General features: G+C 67.6%; 23 protein-coding genes. 8 read left to right on the top strand and 15 right to left on the bottom strand.

The window, feature by feature from the left end; genetic code table 11:
- Positions 1-3 precede the first annotated feature (3 nt).
- Entirely contained in the window at positions 4-213 is a 210-nt protein-coding gene (locus Q7X29_RS06405; protein ID WP_316573515.1) for a hypothetical protein, read from the bottom strand.
- Positions 214-239: 26 nt separating this feature from the next.
- Here Q7X29_RS06405 and Q7X29_RS06400 point away from each other — a divergent pair, with 26 nt between their 5' ends.
- The 3 genes from Q7X29_RS06400 (at position 240) to Q7X29_RS06390 (ending at position 2631) form a co-directional block, all read left to right on the top strand.
- On the top strand, positions 240-794 hold the full coding sequence (locus Q7X29_RS06400; RefSeq protein WP_316573514.1) for a putative glycolipid-binding domain-containing protein: 555 nt from the start codon (positions 240-242) through the stop codon (positions 792-794).
- A gap of 20 nt (positions 795-814) precedes the next feature.
- Positions 815-1756 (top strand): RluA family pseudouridine synthase, encoded by a 942-nt coding sequence (locus Q7X29_RS06395; protein ID WP_218719402.1) that lies wholly within the window; start codon positions 815-817, stop codon positions 1754-1756.
- Between the two features lie 137 nt (positions 1757-1893).
- The gene (locus tag Q7X29_RS06390) at positions 1894-2631 is read left to right on the top strand and encodes a CPBP family intramembrane glutamic endopeptidase (RefSeq protein ID WP_316573513.1); all 738 of its coding nucleotides are present in this window, start codon (positions 1894-1896) and stop codon (positions 2629-2631) included.
- 1 nt (position 2632) lies between these two features.
- Here Q7X29_RS06390 and Q7X29_RS06385 read toward each other — a convergent pair whose 3' ends face one another.
- Entirely contained in the window at positions 2633-3289 is a 657-nt protein-coding gene (locus Q7X29_RS06385; RefSeq protein WP_218719400.1) for a TetR/AcrR family transcriptional regulator, read from the bottom strand.
- A gap of 102 nt (positions 3290-3391) precedes the next feature.
- On the opposite strand from Q7X29_RS06385, the gene Q7X29_RS06380 reads away from it, so the two are divergent.
- Together Q7X29_RS06380 and Q7X29_RS06375 are read left to right on the top strand one after the other, a co-directional pair.
- Complete coding sequence (locus tag Q7X29_RS06380) at positions 3392-4213, top strand: SDR family oxidoreductase (protein WP_316573512.1); 822 nt, start codon at positions 3392-3394, stop codon at positions 4211-4213.
- Between the two features lie 113 nt (positions 4214-4326).
- Positions 4327-6762, top strand: coding sequence for a hypothetical protein (locus Q7X29_RS06375; RefSeq protein ID WP_316573511.1), 2436 nt, complete (start codon positions 4327-4329; stop codon positions 6760-6762).
- Between the two features lie 319 nt (positions 6763-7081).
- Here the strand turns inward: Q7X29_RS06375 and Q7X29_RS06370 are convergent, their stop codons facing one another.
- The 13 genes from Q7X29_RS06370 to rpsJ form a co-directional block, all read right to left on the bottom strand.
- A complete protein-coding gene (locus Q7X29_RS06370; protein ID WP_316573510.1) occupies positions 7082-7519 on the bottom strand; it encodes a type II toxin-antitoxin system VapC family toxin in 438 nt (145 codons plus the stop codon).
- A complete protein-coding gene (locus tag Q7X29_RS06365; RefSeq protein ID WP_316573509.1) occupies positions 7516-7740 on the bottom strand; it encodes a ribbon-helix-helix protein, CopG family in 225 nt (74 codons plus the stop codon). The genes Q7X29_RS06370 and Q7X29_RS06365 overlap by 4 nt, the downstream gene beginning before the upstream one ends.
- 118 nt (positions 7741-7858) lie before the next feature.
- Positions 7859-8128 carry a 30S ribosomal protein S17 gene (rpsQ, locus tag Q7X29_RS06360; protein ID WP_110037226.1) on the bottom strand — a complete coding sequence of 90 codons (270 nt, stop codon included), beginning with the start codon at positions 8126-8128 and terminating at the stop codon, positions 7859-7861.
- Positions 8125-8364 carry a 50S ribosomal protein L29 gene (gene rpmC / locus Q7X29_RS06355; protein WP_019045024.1) on the bottom strand — a complete coding sequence of 80 codons (240 nt, stop codon included), beginning with the start codon at positions 8362-8364 and terminating at the stop codon, positions 8125-8127. Before rpmC ends, rpsQ begins: the two co-directional genes overlap by 4 nt.
- On the bottom strand, positions 8364-8780 hold the full coding sequence (rplP, locus tag Q7X29_RS06350; protein WP_019045023.1) for a 50S ribosomal protein L16: 417 nt from the start codon (positions 8778-8780) through the stop codon (positions 8364-8366). Before rplP ends, rpmC begins: the two co-directional genes overlap by 1 nt.
- Before the next feature lie 3 nt (positions 8781-8783).
- Positions 8784-9578 carry a 30S ribosomal protein S3 gene (gene rpsC / locus Q7X29_RS06345; RefSeq protein WP_067982377.1) on the bottom strand — a complete coding sequence of 265 codons (795 nt, stop codon included), beginning with the start codon at positions 9576-9578 and terminating at the stop codon, positions 8784-8786.
- Positions 9579-9989: a 50S ribosomal protein L22 gene (gene rplV, locus Q7X29_RS06340; protein ID WP_189030373.1), complete on the bottom strand. Its 411-nt coding sequence runs from the start codon at positions 9987-9989 to the stop codon at positions 9579-9581. It abuts the gene before it with no gap.
- Positions 9986-10267, bottom strand: a complete 282-nt coding sequence (gene rpsS, locus Q7X29_RS06335; RefSeq protein WP_019045020.1) for a 30S ribosomal protein S19 — start codon at positions 10265-10267, stop codon at positions 9986-9988. The genes rplV and rpsS overlap by 4 nt, the downstream gene beginning before the upstream one ends.
- Positions 10268-10281: 14 nt before the next feature.
- A complete protein-coding gene (gene rplB / locus Q7X29_RS06330) occupies positions 10282-11118 on the bottom strand; it encodes a 50S ribosomal protein L2 (protein WP_019045019.1) in 837 nt (278 codons plus the stop codon).
- A gap of 33 nt (positions 11119-11151) precedes the next feature.
- Positions 11152-11457 (bottom strand): 50S ribosomal protein L23, encoded by a 306-nt coding sequence (gene rplW / locus Q7X29_RS06325; protein WP_019045018.1) that lies wholly within the window; start codon positions 11455-11457, stop codon positions 11152-11154.
- Entirely contained in the window at positions 11454-12128 is a 675-nt protein-coding gene (gene rplD / locus Q7X29_RS06320; protein WP_019045017.1) for a 50S ribosomal protein L4, read from the bottom strand. The genes rplW and rplD overlap by 4 nt, the downstream gene beginning before the upstream one ends.
- Complete coding sequence (gene rplC, locus Q7X29_RS06315; RefSeq protein WP_019045016.1) at positions 12125-12790, bottom strand: 50S ribosomal protein L3; 666 nt, start codon at positions 12788-12790, stop codon at positions 12125-12127. Before rplC ends, rplD begins: the two co-directional genes overlap by 4 nt.
- Positions 12791-12804: 14 nt before the next feature.
- On the bottom strand, positions 12805-13110 hold the full coding sequence (rpsJ, locus tag Q7X29_RS06310) for a 30S ribosomal protein S10 (RefSeq protein ID WP_003938093.1): 306 nt from the start codon (positions 13108-13110) through the stop codon (positions 12805-12807).
- A 529-nt stretch (positions 13111-13639) separates the two neighbouring features.
- Here rpsJ and Q7X29_RS06305 point away from each other — a divergent pair.
- The 3 genes from Q7X29_RS06305 to Q7X29_RS06295 all read left to right on the top strand — a co-directional run bounded on the left by Q7X29_RS06305 (position 13640) and on the right by Q7X29_RS06295 (position 16244).
- Positions 13640-14116, top strand: a complete 477-nt coding sequence (locus tag Q7X29_RS06305) for a hotdog fold domain-containing protein (protein ID WP_218719395.1) — start codon at positions 13640-13642, stop codon at positions 14114-14116.
- A gap of 71 nt (positions 14117-14187) precedes the next feature.
- Entirely contained in the window at positions 14188-15066 is an 879-nt protein-coding gene (locus Q7X29_RS06300) for an ABC transporter ATP-binding protein (RefSeq protein ID WP_218719394.1), read from the top strand.
- Entirely contained in the window at positions 15063-16244 is a 1182-nt protein-coding gene (locus tag Q7X29_RS06295) for an ABC transporter permease (RefSeq protein ID WP_308248548.1), read from the top strand. The genes Q7X29_RS06300 and Q7X29_RS06295 overlap by 4 nt, the downstream gene beginning before the upstream one ends.
- Positions 16245-16283 lie beyond the last annotated feature (39 nt).

Genomic DNA, 16283 nt, shown 5'->3' with positions numbered 1-16283 from the left:
ACGTCAATAATTTCGGCGATTGCGGACTGCCATATCGATCCCGGTCTTCTGACGCCCGACCAAGCGCATCGGGCCATGCAGATTCATCTCGAATGCAGCGTCGATCTGTGCCGGGTGCGCAGGCGCGCCCGGCACACCCTCGTCGAAGCGAAATTGATGGTCCTCGACCAGCGCGCCGGTTGACGATTGGCCGACAGAATTCCGGGAAATCATTTCTGGTGTTCACTCCTCTGCCATCCGTGGCCGCCTGGGCGCATCACCAGGCGCGCACCGGGTTCGAAGTGACCTATTTCCGCGACGGCGAACGCGGCGTTCTCATCGAAGGATGCGCGACCGCGGTCGAGGACGGTCTCGCCTGGGCGATCGACTATCGCCTGCGGGTCGACGGCAGCTGGCACACCCGGTCGGCGCAGATCACCGGCCGCTACCCCGACACCCGGCGCTCGCTCACGCTCCGTTCCGACGGGCTCGGGCGCTGGCAGGTCGACGGAGCGCCCGCGCCCGAACTCGACGGCTGTCTCGACGTCGACCTCGAGGCGTCGGCGTGCACGAACGCGCTGCCGGTGCACCGGCTCGGGCTCGCGGTCGGGGACGCGGCCGACGCGCCCGCGGTGTACGTGCGCGCCGCCGACCTCGCGGTCGGCCGGCTCCCCCAGCACTATCGGCGGATCACCGACGGCGCAGGTCAGCGCTACGACTACCAGGCGCCGAGCGTCGACTACCGGGCGACGCTGGACTACGACGAGGCCGGTCTGATCGTCGACTATCCGGGGCTGGCGCGCCGCCACGCCTGAGGGCCGACGAGACTGGCGGTATGCGACGCAGGCAGCAGCCGCCGCTGCCCAAGCGGCACGGCCTCGATCCCGCCCGGCTCCGGCTCCCGGAGGACGGGCAGTGGGCGACCGTGCGAGACCACCTGGTCGAGCGGCTGCCGCGCGTCGATCCGGCGCGAATCGACGAGATGCTGCGGGCCGGCGAGATCGTCGACCTGACGGGGCCGCTGCCGCCGGACGCGCCGTTCGTGCCGGGCGGGGCGGTGTGGTTCCACCGCGATCTGCCGGTCGAGACCGAGGTGCCGTTCGAGATCGGGATCGTCCACCGCGACGACGACATCCTGGTCGTCGACAAACCGCACTTCCTGGCGACCATCCCGCGTGGCCAGCACATCCTCCAGACCGCCCTGGTCCGCCTGCGCCGCGACCTGGACCTGCCCGATCTGATTCCGGCGCACCGGCTCGACCGGGTCACCGCGGGTCTGATCCTGTTCGTGGTGAACCCGGCGGCGCGCGGCGCCTATCAGACGATGTTCCACCGCCGCACCGTGCGCAAGGAATACGAGGCCATCGCGCCCTACGATCCGGCACTGGAACTGCCCAGGACCGTGCGCAGCCGGATCATCAAGGAGAAGCAGGTGCTCGCCGCGCAGGAGGTGCCCGGCGAGCCCAATGCCGAGACCGAGGTGGAACTGGTCGAGCACCGCGACGGGCTCGGCCGCTACCGGCTGCGGCCACACACCGGGCGGACTCATCAGCTGCGGTTGCATATGAACAGCCTCGGCGTGCCGATTCTCGGTGACGACTTCTATCCGGTGGTCACCGACAAATCCGTCGACGACTACACCCGGCCGCTGCAATTGCTGGCCGCCTCGCTCGAATTCACCGATCCGATCAGCGGACAGCCACGGCGGTTCGAGACCAGGCGCACCCTCCAGGCCTGGTCCGACCTGCCCGGATGGTCCGCGACCGCTGTCGAGTAGCTCACAGGCCGGGGCCGGTTGTCGATCTTGATGACCACACGCAGCGCCGGTCGGTCCCGGTTTCGCCCAGGAATCGCGCGCTGACCTGCGGTCATCGCACCGTTTCCATTCCGTGATATTTCCGTACACTCGGTCGGGTGCCCGTACCCGCCACCGTCGCCGATCCCCGGCCGAAGCTGCACGCCTATCTCGATATCGGCGTGGTCGTCGTCGTGCTGGCCTGCACCAATCTGATCGCGCATTTCACCACCGCGTGGGCCAATATCGTCACCGTGCCGGTCGCGGCCTTCGCGCTGCTGGCGCTGATGCGCAAGCGCGGGCTCGGCTGGGCCGAACTCGGCCTGTCCCCCAGGCACTGGCGTCGCGGCACGATCTACGCGCTCGGCGCGGTCGGGATCGTGCTCACCGCCGTCGCGATCGGCGCGATCCTGCCGATCACCCGGCCGTTCTTCCTCGCCGACCGGTACGCCACCATTTCCGGCGCGCTCATCGCCTCGATGATCGTCATCCCGTTGCAGACGGTGATCCCGGAGGAACTTGCCTTCCGCGGTGTCCTGCACGGCACCCTCGACCGGGTGCTCGGCGTCCGCGGACTGTTCGCGGCGGGCTCGCTGCTGTTCGGCTTCTGGCACATCGCCTCCTCGCTGGGCCTGACCAGCGGCAACAAGGGCCTGTCCGGGATCGTCGGCGGCGGACTCGTCGGCCAGATCATCGGCATCGCCCTCGCCGTCGCGGCCACCGCGGCCGCGGGTGTGGTGTTCACCTGGCTGCGCAGGCGCAGCGGCAGCCTGCTCGCCCCGATCGCCCTGCACTGGTCGCTCAACGGCGCGGGCGCGCTCGCCGCCGCCGTCGTCTGGCACACCGCGCTGCGCTGAGTCAGCGCTCGTCGGCCAGGGCCGGGTCGGTGGTGCGAACGGCGGCGAAGACATTCGCGCAGACCGTCACGAGGTCGTCGGGGTGGGTGGTGCGGCCGTCCATCAGCCAGTCGACCAGCAGGTGGTTCACGCCGCCGACCACGGTGACACAGGTCAGTCTGCTGCGTTCGGGGAGCGGCTGGGCCCGTGCCGACGCCCACAGCCCGGCGACCAGTTCGGCGTAGTCGCGCAGCACGCCGTGCCTGCGTTCCTCCATCCGCGCGGAGACGCCGACGACCTCGATCAGCACCACTCTGGCGCGGCGCGGGTCCTCGGTGAGATACCCGATGAAGGCGGCCAACCCCGCCGTGATCACATCGTCGAGGCGGGGCCCGGCACTCGACAGTGCCGCCACCGTGCGCTCGCGGAGCTGGGCGGTCGTCTCGTCGTAGAGCGTGGCCAGGCAGGACTCGCGGTCGCGGAACGACTCGTAGAAGTAGCGCTCGGTGAGACCGGCGATTCCGCACAGCTGCTTGACCGTGCCCACCGCGTAGCCCTGGGTGCCGAAGAGTTCGAGCGCGGCATCCAGCAGTGCGGTTCGGCGCTGCTGGACTCGCTCCGCAGAGGTCCGTCCCGAGTACCGCCGACCCGCGGGGCGATCGGCGGACTGGTCTGTCATCGAAGTCTGTCCTTCTGTGCGACTGCGTGGAATACTAGGCCACAATTTCTGACAAGACGACATGTCAGAAGACTGTTTCCGCTGGATCGAAAGGCTTCGCCGATGAAACGCACCCACGCCGGCTCGGTCGTCGCGGTGACCGGCGGCGCCGCGGGCATCGGCCGCGAGATCGCGCGACAGTTCGCTGTCGCGGGCGCGCGCGTCTGCATCGGCGATCTCTCCGGCACGGCCGCCCGCACCACGGCGCGCGAGTTGCCGGGAACGGTGCACGGGTGCGAACTCGACGTCACCGACGAGCGCTCGTTCCACGATTTCCTCGCCACCACCGAGGCCCTGCTCGGACCGGTCGACGTGCTCGTCAACAACGCGGGCGTGATGTGGGTCGGCGCGTTCGACACCGAACCCGACACCGCCACCACCCGGATGATCGCGGTGAATCTGCACGGCGTCATCCGCGGCGTGCGCCTGGTCGCGCCCGCGATGCGCACGCGCCGCCGCGGACACATCGTCACCATCGCCTCCGCCGCGTCCCGACTATCCCCTCCTGGCGAATCCACCTATGCCGCGACCAAACACGGGGTGCTCGGCTATCTGACCGGTGTGCGGGAAGAACTCCGGGGCTCGGGTGTGCACATCTCGGTGATCATGCCGGGTGTCGTCGACACCGAATTGGCGGTCGGAACGGCCACGGGCGCAGCCGAACTCCTGCAACCCGCCGATGTCGCGCGGGCGGTGCTCGCCGTGGTCGAGCGACCGCGCTTCGAAGTCTCCCTGCCCGGCTATATCGGCCCCCTGACCCATCTCGCCGGACTGCTGCCGCAGCGGCTTCGCGATATCGTGCTGCGCCGCGCGGTACCCGACCAGGTGGCGGCGGTCGCCGGGTCGTCCGCACGCGGGAAATACGAGAAGCGCACCCTCTCCTAGATCCACCCCGATCGCCCGGTTGTCGTTGACCACGACGCGGACGGCGTTTACGCTCTCTGGCAATCACACATATGTTCGATAGTCCATATGTTCGAGTGACCGGAAGGCGCCAGATGTCCGACGATCGGTCGATGGAGGATGCCGTCAGCTCGCCGAACACCGAGATCACGGCACTCGCACAGCAGGTCGCGACCGCGCGCGGCAAGCTCCCGCTGCAACACGACACGGCGCTCTACGACGCACTCTCCGACGCCGAGATCCGGGCCGAACGCGAACTGGCCGAATGGATCCGCGCCCAGCGCCGCAAACAGCGCCGCCGCGCCGTCGCCGACGAACTGGCCGCCGAACAGCGCGACCGGCGCACCGGGGCACTCATCCGCCGCGCCGACGAGGCCGACGCCCGCTGGCACCGCAAGGCCCTGGCCGCCCGGCGCCGGGTCTCCAGCGCCGACGCGCGCCTGGCCCAGCTGTACCGGCGGGCGGAGTGGTCCTCGCGCGCACTGATCGGGGTCGTCATCCTCGGCATGGTCTGGGCGGGCGTGAACGTCCAGCACAATCTCGTGCCCAGCGGGGACATGAGCGACCCGCTGTACTGGCTCAGCTTCGGTATCGAGGCGATGATCTCGATCCCGATCATCACCATCATGGTCGCCGCCACCACCGCCGCCCGCTGGGGCCGCGAGCTCGAACGCGGCAAGGTCCTGGTGTTCGAACTGGCCCTGCTCGGCACCACCGTCGCCCTCAACGCCGGACCCCACCTGGCCTCCGGATCCTTCGGCCGCGCCGCCGAATACGCCATCGCGCCGGTGATGGTGGGTGTGGTGATCTGGTTGCACGCGTGGGTGTCAGCGCGATACGCGTTGCTGATCGAAGGGGCTTCGGTCGAATTGCCCGGGGAGGCCGGGTACTCCGCTGCCGAGCGAGTGATGTCGATGGCGGGAGTCAGCTCGGGTGCGGCGAGCGGGCCGGAACGTATTGCGGTGCAGGATGGTTCGATGCCTCGCGCGGTCGGGCACGACACCGTCGCGGCCACAAACGAATCCGTTGCGGTCGCACACGATATTGCAGTCGAGGCCGAGGCCCTCGCGGCTGCCCACGGAACCGGCGCGGCCGCACATAATGGCGCGGTCGAGCGCGAGACCGTGACGGTCGCACACAGTGGCGCGGTCGGGCACGGAACCGTCTCGGTCGCAAACGATGTCGCGGGGACGTCGGCGACGGGGCAGTCGGGGGTTGCCGCCGACAAGGAGCGGGCCGCGATGCTCGCGGGTGCCGCGCAGACGAGTGCGCTCGAACCGCAGGAGACTTCCGTAGCGCAGGTAGTCGCACCGGTGACGACTGCGATGGACTACGCCGACTCCGAAGCTTCGACGTGGCGGGATGCCGCACCGGAACTTGCCGCCGCGCAGGTCGACTCGGGTTCCGTCGAGACCCTTGCTGGTCGCGGTCAGCTCACTCATGGCCTCCGGCGGACGTCGGCCGACAAGGTGACCGCGCCCGGCACCCTCGAGCTGATCCACAAGGCTGCCGCCGAGTACCGGCGCAACGGCGACCACGCCCGCGTCAACGGTGCGGTGCCCACGCTGCGGCGAATACCGGTCACCGCCGCCGCGCAGGCCACTGCGGGCGAGGCCACCGGTACCGACCCGGTTCCCGAGGCGACGGCGCACGCCGGCTCCGTCGCCCGTGACCGCAACGGCGACACCGCGGCACCCACCGAATCGGTAGTGGTGCACAACGATCCACAGGCACCGGTCGATGTGCCGGAACAGCTCACCCTGACGCCGGACCTCTCGCCCACGTCCGAGCAACTGCCGAACACCGGCCCGGCGCAGCGGCGCACGGTGCGCGAGCCCGCACCGAAACAGCAGTCCACCAAGCCTGCGGCGGCTTCTAGGCCCGAGCCGCAGCTGACAGCGGCCACCACCGTCTCGCCACAGCTCGACTCGGCGTCCGTCGCCGAGCAGCCTTCTGCCGATCAGCGATCGTCCACGACCGCGCCGGTGACGAAGTCGACAGCGGCGAGCATTGAACAGCCGCAGGCCACGGAGTCCACGACACGCGTCGCACAGCAGCACGACACGGAGTCCGCGGCGCGCGATACGCAGCAGCAGGCTACGGAGTCCGCGGCGCACAATGCGGAGCAACTCGCTGAGCCGGAAGCCGTGACTCCCGAAGCGGAGTCACCTTCGCGGGGCGAGACGAATGCCCTCTCGACGAGGCGACCGACAAAGGTCGCGGCGGTGGTTGCGGCTCCCGCGAGCGAGCAGTTTTCCGAACCGGTCGAGCCCGATCTCCACGACGAGGACGACCTCATCGACGAGTACGACTTCGACGACGACACCGAGGTCCGCGCCCTGGCCCGCCAGATCGCGCACCGCAGCCCGCTGCGCCTGACGCTCGATCAGATCGAAGAGATCCTCGAGCTCACCGATCAGTCGTGGTCCGCGCGCAGCATCGGGGCCGAAGTCGGCGTCTCCGGCAGCACGGTCACCAATATCGTCGAGTTCGCCCGCAAGATCCGTCAGCCGTACGCCTTCACCGGCTGACCACCGACCGCGCCCCGGCCCCGGCTCCTACGGGGCCGGGGACGCTTCACCCGCGACGGACCGGTGACCGCCTTCGTCGTGGTCCGCAGGCCGACCAGCAGGACCGAGCGGCGACGTGCGGCACCCGCACCAACGCCCCGAGCAACACGGTATTGCGCACCGCCCCGATCGACAGCACGTCCCGATAGGCCCGCATCGACAGATGCGTGACAGCACCCACCCCGCCACCGATTTCCCGGGGGATCTAGCCAGCATGTCGAGGTCGTCGCCAGACGCCCGGCAGCGGTCAGGTACGCCGGGGGTTCGTCAGCGGCACCAGTCATTCACAGTCGTCGGGAAACAGCCGGAATGCGGGGTAACCGTTCAGTGGCCGAAGGACGCGGAAGTCGCGGCGATCAAGCGTGAGAATAGCGTCGGTGTCGTATTCCGCCGCCAACGCCACACAGACCGCATCGACCAGATGCAGATCCAGACCGTCGTAGGTCCCACGCACCGAGATCGCGGTGGCCAGCTGAGTGGCATCGACCTGAGCGAGGACGACACGAGTGGACGCGATGCGCTCTGCCAACAAGCCGAGAATCCGGTCGGCCACCTTTCGCCCGGCCCGGACACTCGCCACATGATGAACCTCGGTCAACGCCAACGGGCTGACCACGAGCGCACTAGCCGAATCCGCCGCGCGCCGAACCGCGAAGTGCTCCGGGTCCGAGCGATTGAACATCGCGAGCAGTCCAGAAGTGTCAGCGACAACGATCATGCGGACCGATTCATCGCGTCACGAATATCGTCCTTGCCGATCGGGCCACCGAGGTCGAAGGTTTCATCGTCTGCGAGTAACGGCGTCTCCCACTGTCGATTGCGCAAAAGGTAGGCACGCAGCGCATCGCGCATGATCTCGTTCTTGGACCGACCCTCGCCGTCTGCTTGAGCAGCGAGCGCCGCCTCTTCGTCAGCGGTGAGCCGCATTGTCCACGCCATGAAACCCATGGTATCAACGATGAAACCACAGCGGTATGACCCGAGGAACGGCGAAGGCCCGCTTCCCAGGGGGAAACGGGCCTTCGCTGCAACGATCTCGATGGATCGAGGAGGGACCTTACTTGGCCTTCTCCAGGACCTCGACCAGACGCCAGCGCTTGGTGGCCGACAGCGGGCGGGTCTCCATCAGCTGAACGCGGTCGCCGACGCCGGCGATCTCGTTCTCGTCATGCGCCTTCACCTTGGAGGTGGTGCGAATGATCTTGCCGTAGAGCTTGTGCCGGTGACGGTCTTCCAGCTCGACGACGATCGTCTTGTTCATCTTGTCCGAGACGACGTAGCCGCTGCGTACCTTGCGGCTGTTGCGCTCTTCCTTGTTCTCGCTCATGCCGCATCTCCCTTGCCAGCGGGTGCCGTGGCCAGGCCGAGCTCGCGCTCACGCATGACCGTGTAGATCCGCGCGATCTCATGACGGACGACGCGCAGACGTCGGTTGTTGTCGAGCTGACCCGTCGCCATCTGGAAGCGCAGGTTGAAGAGCTCTTCCTTGCTCTCGCGCAGTTTGGCCACGAGCTCTTCTTCGTTGAGCTCGCGGAGCTCTGCGGCCGGTGTTCCGGTAGCCATCAGAACTGCTCCTCCCTGGTCACGATCCTGCACTTCATCGGGAGCTTGTGCATCGCGCGGCGCAGGGCCTCACGAGCGATCTCCTCGTTCGGGTAAGACATCTCGAACATGACCCGACCGGGCTTCACGTTCGCGACCCACCACTCCGGCGAACCCTTACCGGAACCCATGCGGGTCTCGGCAGGCTTCTTGGTGAGCGGGCGGTCGGGGTAGATGTTGATCCAGATCTTGCCGCCACGCTTGATGTGGCGGGTCATCGCGATACGCGCCGACTCGATCTGACGGTTGGTGACGTAGGCGGGCTCGAGAGCCTGGATGCCGTACTCACCGAACGCCACCGCGGTGCCGCCCTTGGACATGCCGGAGCGACTCGGGTGGTGCTGCTTGCGGTGCTTGACCCTACGGGGCATCAGCATGCGTCAGCCCTCCTGACTCTCTGCCGGAGCCTCCGCCACTGCAGTGGCGGCACGCCCGACCTCGGTGCTGGTCGCGGTGGTGCCGGTGGCGCCGGACCGACGGGGGCGGCTCGGACGCTCGCGACGCGGGCGCTCCGGAGCAGCAGCGGCAGCGGTCAGCTCACGACGACCACCGACGATGTCACCCTTGTAGATCCAGACCTTCACGCCGATGCGACCGAAGGTGGTCTTGGCCTCGTAGAGGCCGTAGTCGATGTCCGCGCGCAGCGTGTGCAGCGGGACGCGACCCTCACGGTAGAACTCCGAGCGCGACATTTCGGCGCCACCGAGGCGGCCCGAGCACTGCACGCGGATGCCCTTGACGTTCGGCGAACGCATGGCCGACTGGATGGCCTTACGCATCGCGCGACGGAACGCCACACGGTTGGACAGCTGCTCGGCCACACCCTGAGCAACCAGCTGCGCATCCGACTCGGGGTTCTTGACCTCGAGGATGTTCAGCTGAACCTGCTTCTTGGTGAGCTTCTCCAGCTCGGCGCGGATGCGGTCGGCCTCCGCGCCACGACGACCGATCACGATGCCGGGACGCGCGGTGTGGATATCCACACGGACGCGATCACGGGTGCGCTCGATCTCGACCTTCGAGATGCCTGCCCGCTCCATGCCGGTGGCGAGGAGCTTGCGGATCTGAACGTCTTCCTTCACGTATTCCGCGTACTGCTTGTCCGCGTACCAACGCGACTTCCAGTCGGTGGTGATACCGAGGCGGAAGCCATGGGGGTTGATTTTCTGTCCCATTTACTTTGCCCCTCCCTTCCGGCGGCTACGAGTGGCGCCGGCGGTGGGCACGCTCTCGACCTCGATGGTGATGTGGCTCGTGCGCTTGCGAATCCGGAACGCGCGGCCCTGGGCCCGCGGCTGGAAACGCTTCATGGTGGCACCCTCGTCGACGAAAGCCGTCGAGATGACCAGGGTGGCCGGGTTGAGGCCGAGGTTGTTCTCGGCGTTCGCCGCGGCACTGGCCACGACCTTGGCGACCGGCTCGCTCGCGGCCTGCGGCGCGAACTTCAGGATCGCCAGGGCATCCTCGACACGCTTGCCGCGGACCAGGTCCACGACGCGACGCGCCTTCATCGGGGTGACCCGCACGTGCTTAGCGGTAGCGCGGGCAGTCGGGTTCTGAACCGTTTCGGTGTTGGTTTCAGTCATCGCCGCTTGCTCTTCCGGTCGTCCTTGACGTGGCTCTTGAACGTCCTGGTCGGCGCGAACTCACCGAGCTTGTGGCCGACCATGTTGTCCGACACGAACACCGGGACATGCTTGCGACCGTCGTGGACGGCGAAAGTGTGGCCGATGAAATCGGGGATGATGGTCGAGCGACGCGACCAGGTCTTGATGACCTGCTTCGTGCCCTTCTCGTTCTGCACGTCCACCTTCGCGAGGAGGTGGTCGTCGACGAACGGGCCCTTCTTGAGGCTGCGTGGCATTTCTTACCTCCTCCTTAGCGCTTCTTGCCGGTCTTGCGGCGGCGAACGATGAGCTTGTCGCTCGGACGGTTGGGCTTACGGGTGCGGCCCTCAGGCTGACCCCACGGGGAGACCGGGTGGCGACCACCGGAGGTCTTACCCTCACCACCACCGTGCGGGTGGTCGACCGGGTTCATGACGACACCACGGACGGTAGGACGGCGGCCCTTCCAGCGCATACGGCCGGCCTTGCCCCAGTTGATGTTCGACTGCTCGGCGTTGCCGACCTCGCCGACGGTGGCGCGGCAGCGCACGTCGACACGGCGGATTTCACCGGAGGGCATACGCAGGGTCGCGTACGGCCCCTCCTTGCCCAGCAGCTGAATGCTCATGCCTGCGGCACGGGCCATCTTGGCGCCGCCGCCCGGACGCAGCTCCACGTTGTGGATCGTGGTACCGGTCGGGATGTTGCGCAGCGGCAGGTTGTTGCCCGGCTTGATGTCGGCCGTGGGGCCGGACTCGATCGGGCTGCCCTGCTGGATGCCCTTCGGCGCGATGATGTAGCGCTTCTCGCCGTCGGCGAAGTGCAGCAGTGCGATGTTGGCGGTGCGGTTGGGGTCGTACTCGATGTGAGCGACCTTGGCCGGGATGCCGTCCTTGTCCAGGCGACGGAAGTCGATGACACGGTAGGCACGCTTGTGACCGCCACCGCGGTGACGCGTGGTGATGCGACCGTGCGCGTTACGACCACCGGACTTGGTGAGCGGGCGCAGCAGCGACTTCTCCGGCGTCGACCGGGTGATCTCGGCGAAGTCCGAGACGCTGGAGCCACGACGGCCCGGCGTTGTCGGCTTGTACTTACGGATTGCCATGAGTTCTTCTCTACTTTCTGGATGACCAGCCGCTTACGCGACCGGGCCTCCGAAGATCTCGATGGGCTTGCTGTCGGCCGAGATGGTCACGAGCGCGCGCTTGGTGTCCTTGCGCTTGCCGTAACCGAAGCGGGTCCGCTTGCGCTTGCCCTGACGGTTGGCGGTGTTGACGCTGGTGACCTTGACGCCGAAAACCTTCTCGACGGCGATCTTGATCTGCGTCTTGTTCGAATCCGGGTGCACCAGGAAGGTGTAGGTGCCTTCCTCGATCAGTCCGTAGGACTTCTCCGAGATGACCGGTGCGAGCAGGATGTCGCGGGGGTCGGCGATGGTGCTCACTTGCTCTCCTCCTGGGCCGCCTCGGCGGGACCGTGAACGAACGCGTTCAGGGCCTCGACGCTGAACACCAGTTCGTCGCTGTTGAGGACGTCGTAGGTGTTGAGCTGATCCGGGGCGATCGGCAGCACGTTCTGCAGGTTCGCCACGCTCTTCCACGCGGCGACGTCCTCGCGACCGACGACGACCAGGAACTTCTTGCGGTCCGACAGCTCGGACAGGAAGCTCTTGGCGGCCTTGGTCGACGGGGTCTGACCCGCGACCAGCTCGGTGATCACGTGGATGCGCTCGTTGCGGGCCCGGTCGGACAGGGCGCCACGCAGGGCGGCGGCCTTCATCTTCTTGGGGGTCCGCTGGCTGTAGTCACGCGGCTGCGGGCCGTGGACGGTGCCACCGCCGGCGAACTGCGGCGCACGGGTCGAACCCTGGCGGGCGCGGCCGGTGCCCTTCTGGCGGTACGGCTTCTTGCCACCACCGGAGACCTGACCACGAGTCTTCGTGGCGTGGGTGCCCTGGCGAGCGGCGGCCAGCTGCGCGATGACGACCTGGTGCATCAGCGCGACGTTGGCGGTCACGTCGAAGATCTCCGCGGGGAGTTCGACGGTGCCTTCGGTCTTGCCGCCTGCGGCCTTCACGGTCAGCGTCAGGTTGGCCTTCTTGTCGAGGCTGGTCATGCGTGCGCACCACCCTTCACGGCGCTCTTGACGATCACGACGTTGCCCTTGCGGCCCGGGATGGCACCCTTGACCAGGAGCAGGCCGTTCTCGGCGTCGACCTTGTGAACCGAGAGGTTCTGCGTGGTGACGCGGTCGTTACCCATACGGCCCGACATACGCATGCCCTTGAACACGCGGCCGGGAGTGGCGCAGCCACCGATCGAGCCCGGGCGACGGTGCACAGCCTGCGCACCGTGCGAGGCGCCCTGGCCCTTGAAGCCGTGGCGCTTCATGGTGCCGGCGAAGCCCTTGCCCTTGCTGATACCGGTCACGTCGACGTAGGTGCCCTCTTCGAAGACATCGGCGGAGAGCTCCTGGCCGACCTCGAAGGTGGAGGCATCCGCGACGCGGATCTCGGTGACGTGGCGGCGCGGGGTGACACCGGCCTTGGCGAACTGGCCGGAAGTCGGCTTGTTCACCTTGCGCGGGTCGATGGCGCCGAAAGCGATCTGAACGGCCGAGTAGCCGTCGCGCTCCACGGTGCGGATCTGGGTGACCACGTTCGGGCCCGCCTTGATGACGGTGACCGGGACGACGCGGTTCTTCTCGTCGAAGACCTGGGTCATGCCGAGCTTGGTGCCCAGGATGCCGGCTGCGGGCCGGTTCTTGTTGTCAGTCATATCTCGAGTCCCCGTCACTGAATGTTGACGTCGACGCTGGCCGGCAGGTCGATGCGCATGAGCGCGTCGACCGTCTTCGGCGTCGGGTCGAGGATGTCGATGAGGCGCTTGTGCGTACGCATCTCGAAGTGTTCGCGCGAGTCCTTGTACTTGTGCGGCGAACGGATGACGCAGTACACGTTCTTCTCGGTGGGCAACGGCACAGGCCCGACCACACGGGCGCCAGTGCGGGTCACCGTCTCCACGATCTTGCGCGCAGACGCGTCGATCGCCTCGTGGTCATAGGCCTTGAGCCTGATGCGGATCTTTTGTCCCGCCACGCTAAGTGTCCTTTTCTCCGCTTTCCTTCGTGGTCACAGGAGCTGGCTCCTGCACCACCCTCATTTGCACAGCCCGAACACACGAAGACGTCTCAGTTTGGAGACCGCAACCGGGCACCGCCCAGTCCTCGCCGCTGTTCATCTGTCATGGTTCTCCGGCCCACGCGGTCGGGCGTGTCGCCTTCTCGCTCATTCTTCAGCCCTGGTCACTTGCTCACCCTTGGCCTGGAACGTGGTCCCGGACGTATCCACACCGGCTAGCCGGAGAGATACAAACTACTGCTCGCCTCGCTCGACCCGTCTTCTCCGTGGAGAAGACATGATCCTGTGCAAGGCAACCCGAACAGTATGCACCATGCCGACGACGCTCTTCAAATCGGGGGTCCTGAGGTATCGATCACGCCCCAACAGGGCCATCTACCTGGACCGCACCGCCGGCTGAGCTGTACCGACCCATGGTAGCTGGCACGACGCTACCGCTGGTCGGCAGAGGGTTCCGCGCTACCTTACTTTTGAGTAAGATACGGGCATGGCACAGGAAACCGCGACGTACCGCGGCTGGAAGAAACTGCCCGACAACCGACTCGGGCACACGCTGTTCTCGCTCGGCATGGTCGCTCGGGTGCCCTACTTCGGCACGGTGCTGCCCCAGGTCGTGCGGCTCGAGCCCGGCGTCTGCGAGGTGACCTCGCCCAAATGGTTCGGCATCCACAACCACCTGGGCACCTTCCACGCGATCGCGGCCTGCAACCTCGCCGAGGTCGCGATGGGCATGCTCAGCGAGGCCACCGTGCCCACCACTCATCGCTGGATTCCCAAGTCGATGAACGTGCAGTACCTGGCCAAGGCCGAGTCCGGACTGCGCGCGGTCGCCCGGCTGACCGAGATCCCCGACTTCGACGCGATCACCGAGGGCACCGAACTCACCGTCCCCGTGTCGATCTACGACAAGGACGGCATCGAAGTCGTGCACGCCGACATCACCACCTGGGTCACGCCGCGCTGAGCTGAACATCGGGCCCTGAAAAGCGTTGGATCGGTACGGTTGTGGCGAGACGACAACAGACGGGGAGTTCGATGTTGGAAGTCGCGCGACTGGTCCGGCGCTTCGGCGACAACGTGGCGGTCGACGAGGTGTCCTTCGCCGTGCCGCCGGGGGCGCTGACCGGCTTCGTCGGGGGGAACGGGGCGGGCAAGACCACCACCATGCGGATGATCATGGGGGTGCTGGCCGTGCACGGCGGCGAGGTCAGATGGGACGGGCGGGCGGTGACCGCGCTCGATCGCCGCTCGTTCGGATACATGCCGGAGGAGCGCGGGCTGTACCCGAAACAGCCGGTGTTCGATCAGCTCGTCTACCTGGCCAGGCTGCGCGGACTGAGCGCGGCCGAGGCGAAGGCGCGGGCCACCGAACTGCTGGAACGCTTCGGTCTCGGGGCGAGGAGCAAGGACAAGCTCGAGTCGCTGTCGCTGGGCAACCAGCAGCGGGTGCAGATCGCGGCGGCGGTGATCGCGCAGCCGACCGCCCTGATCCTGGACGAGCCGTTCTCCGGGCTCGATCCGGTCGCCGTCGATTCCATGGCCGAACTGCTGCGCGAGTACGCCCAGCAGGGGGTGCCGGTGCTGTTCTCCTCGCATCAGCTGGATCTGGTCGAGCGGTTGTGCGATCAGCTGGTGATCCTCGCCGCCGGGCGGGTCGTCGGGCAGGGCACGGTGGCGGCGCTGCGGGCGACGAGCGCGGCGCGATATCGGCTGGTCACCGATGGTGACCCGGGGTGGTTGCGGGAGTTCGCGGGGGTGCGGGTGGTCGAGACGAACGGATCGGCGGCGGTCATCGAGCTGGCCGGGGCGAGTACCGACGCGGTGCTCGCCGAGGCGCTGGCGCGGGGGTCGGTGCGCGAATTCGCCGAACTGCGGCCGACGGTGGCCGAGATCTACCGGGAGGTGACGGCGTGAGTACCTCCGCGTCGCGGGGCGTGTGGCGGATCGTCGCCGCCAGGGAGATCGTGGTGAAGCTGCGTGATCGCAACTTCGTCATCTCGACGGTGATCACCATCGTGGCCATCGTGGCGTCGCTGGCCGTGAGCGGGTTCGTCAGCAGCAGACCCGACAAGATCGAGGTCGCCGTCACCGGGCCGGAGACGGCGGCGGTGGTCCAGGCGGCCGGTGGCCTGGCCGCCGCGGCCGACACCGACATCACCTTCACCGCTTATCCGCTCCCGGATCGGGCCGCCGTCGAGCAGCAGGTGCGCGACGAGAACGTCGAAGTCGGGCTGGTGCCGGTGGACGGCGGCTGGCAGCTCATCGGTAAGACCGCCGAGAACGACGACGCCACCACCTACATCACCGCCGCCGCCGCGCAGCTCGCGTTGCAGCGCAATGCCGAGGCCGCCGGAGTGTCGCTCGAAGAGCTGGCGCGCGGTGCCGGGGTGACCTACGCGCTGCTGGAACAGGGTGGGGTCGATCCCGGGCTCGCCAAGATCGTGGCGTTCGTGTTCGCGTTCCTGTTCTATCTGGCGTCGGTGCTGTTCGGCATGTCCATCGCGCAGAGTGTGGTGGAGGAGAAGCAGAATCGGATCGTCGAGATCCTGGCCAGCGCGATGCCGTTGCGGCAATTGCTGATCGGCAAGGTGGCGGGTAACGCGGTGCTGGCGTTCGCGCAGCTCAGCCTGTTCGTCGGCGCGGGACTGATCGGCTTGGCCGCCACCGGGCAGGCCGATCAGCTGGGCCGGATCGCCGGTGCGGCAGGGTGGTTCATCGTCTTCTTCCTGGTCGGCTTCCTCGCCCTGGCCAGCCTCTGGGCGGTGGCGGGCTCGCTGGCGACCCGCAGCGAGGACCTCCAGTCCACCGCCACTCCCCTGTCGATGCTGATCATGATCGTGCTGTTCGCGGGGATCTTCCTCAGCGGCACGGCCCGGGTGATCGCCTCCTACGTCCCGATCATGTCCATCGTCGCCATGCCGGGTCGCCTCGCCGACGGCACCGCCGCCTGGTGGGAACCGTTCCTCTCGCTGGCCCTGATGGCGGTGGCCACCTACGGCATCGTGGTCGTGGCCGAACGCATCTACCGCCGCTCGCTGATGCAGACGCAGGGCCGACTCACCGTCCGCCAGGCCCTGGCCCTGGAGGACTGAGCCGAGCAGCGGTGCTTGCGCCGTGCGGTCCGGTGCGGT

The sequence above is a fragment of the Nocardia canadensis genome (assembly GCF_032656385.1).
In the GTDB taxonomy this organism is placed as follows: Bacteria; Actinomycetota; Actinomycetes; order Mycobacteriales; family Mycobacteriaceae; genus Nocardia; species Nocardia canadensis.
This window is presented reverse-complemented; position numbering and strand designations above follow the sequence as displayed.

What these genes read in the sequence shown, in the direction of transcription:
- Q7X29_RS06405 (WP_316573515.1), bottom strand. Translation starts at nt 213, where the DNA reads ATGATTTCCCGGAATTCTGTCGGCCAATCGTCAACCGGCGCGCTGGTC.
- Q7X29_RS06395 (WP_218719402.1), top strand. Translation starts at nt 815, where the DNA reads ATGCGACGCAGGCAGCAGCCGCCGCTGCCCAAGCGGCACGGCCTCGAT.
- Q7X29_RS06385 (WP_218719400.1), bottom strand. Translation starts at nt 3,289, where the DNA reads ATGACAGACCAGTCCGCCGATCGCCCCGCGGGTCGGCGGTACTCGGGA.
- Q7X29_RS06380 (WP_316573512.1), top strand. Translation starts at nt 3,392, where the DNA reads ATGAAACGCACCCACGCCGGCTCGGTCGTCGCGGTGACCGGCGGCGCC.
- Q7X29_RS06375 (WP_316573511.1), top strand. Translation starts at nt 4,327, where the DNA reads ATGTCCGACGATCGGTCGATGGAGGATGCCGTCAGCTCGCCGAACACC.
- Q7X29_RS06370 (WP_316573510.1), bottom strand. Translation starts at nt 7,519, where the DNA reads ATGATCGTTGTCGCTGACACTTCTGGACTGCTCGCGATGTTCAATCGC.
- Q7X29_RS06365 (WP_316573509.1), bottom strand. Translation starts at nt 7,740, where the DNA reads ATGGCGTGGACAATGCGGCTCACCGCTGACGAAGAGGCGGCGCTCGCT.
- rpsQ (WP_110037226.1), bottom strand. Translation starts at nt 8,128, where the DNA reads ATGAGCGAGAACAAGGAAGAGCGCAACAGCCGCAAGGTACGCAGCGGC.
- rpmC (WP_019045024.1), bottom strand. Translation starts at nt 8,364, where the DNA reads ATGGCTACCGGAACACCGGCCGCAGAGCTCCGCGAGCTCAACGAAGAA.
- rplP (WP_019045023.1), bottom strand. Translation starts at nt 8,780, where the DNA reads ATGCTGATGCCCCGTAGGGTCAAGCACCGCAAGCAGCACCACCCGAGT.
- rpsC (WP_067982377.1), bottom strand. Translation starts at nt 9,578, where the DNA reads ATGGGACAGAAAATCAACCCCCATGGCTTCCGCCTCGGTATCACCACC.
- rplV (WP_189030373.1), bottom strand. Translation starts at nt 9,989, where the DNA reads ATGACTGAAACCAACACCGAAACGGTTCAGAACCCGACTGCCCGCGCT.
- rpsS (WP_019045020.1), bottom strand. Translation starts at nt 10,267, where the DNA reads ATGCCACGCAGCCTCAAGAAGGGCCCGTTCGTCGACGACCACCTCCTC.
- rplB (WP_019045019.1), bottom strand. Translation starts at nt 11,118, where the DNA reads ATGGCAATCCGTAAGTACAAGCCGACAACGCCGGGCCGTCGTGGCTCC.
- rplD (WP_019045017.1), bottom strand. Translation starts at nt 12,128, where the DNA reads ATGACCAGCCTCGACAAGAAGGCCAACCTGACGCTGACCGTGAAGGCC.
- rplC (WP_019045016.1), bottom strand. Translation starts at nt 12,790, where the DNA reads ATGACTGACAACAAGAACCGGCCCGCAGCCGGCATCCTGGGCACCAAG.
- Q7X29_RS06305 (WP_218719395.1), top strand. Translation starts at nt 13,640, where the DNA reads ATGGCACAGGAAACCGCGACGTACCGCGGCTGGAAGAAACTGCCCGAC.
- Q7X29_RS06300 (WP_218719394.1), top strand. Translation starts at nt 14,188, where the DNA reads ATGTTGGAAGTCGCGCGACTGGTCCGGCGCTTCGGCGACAACGTGGCG.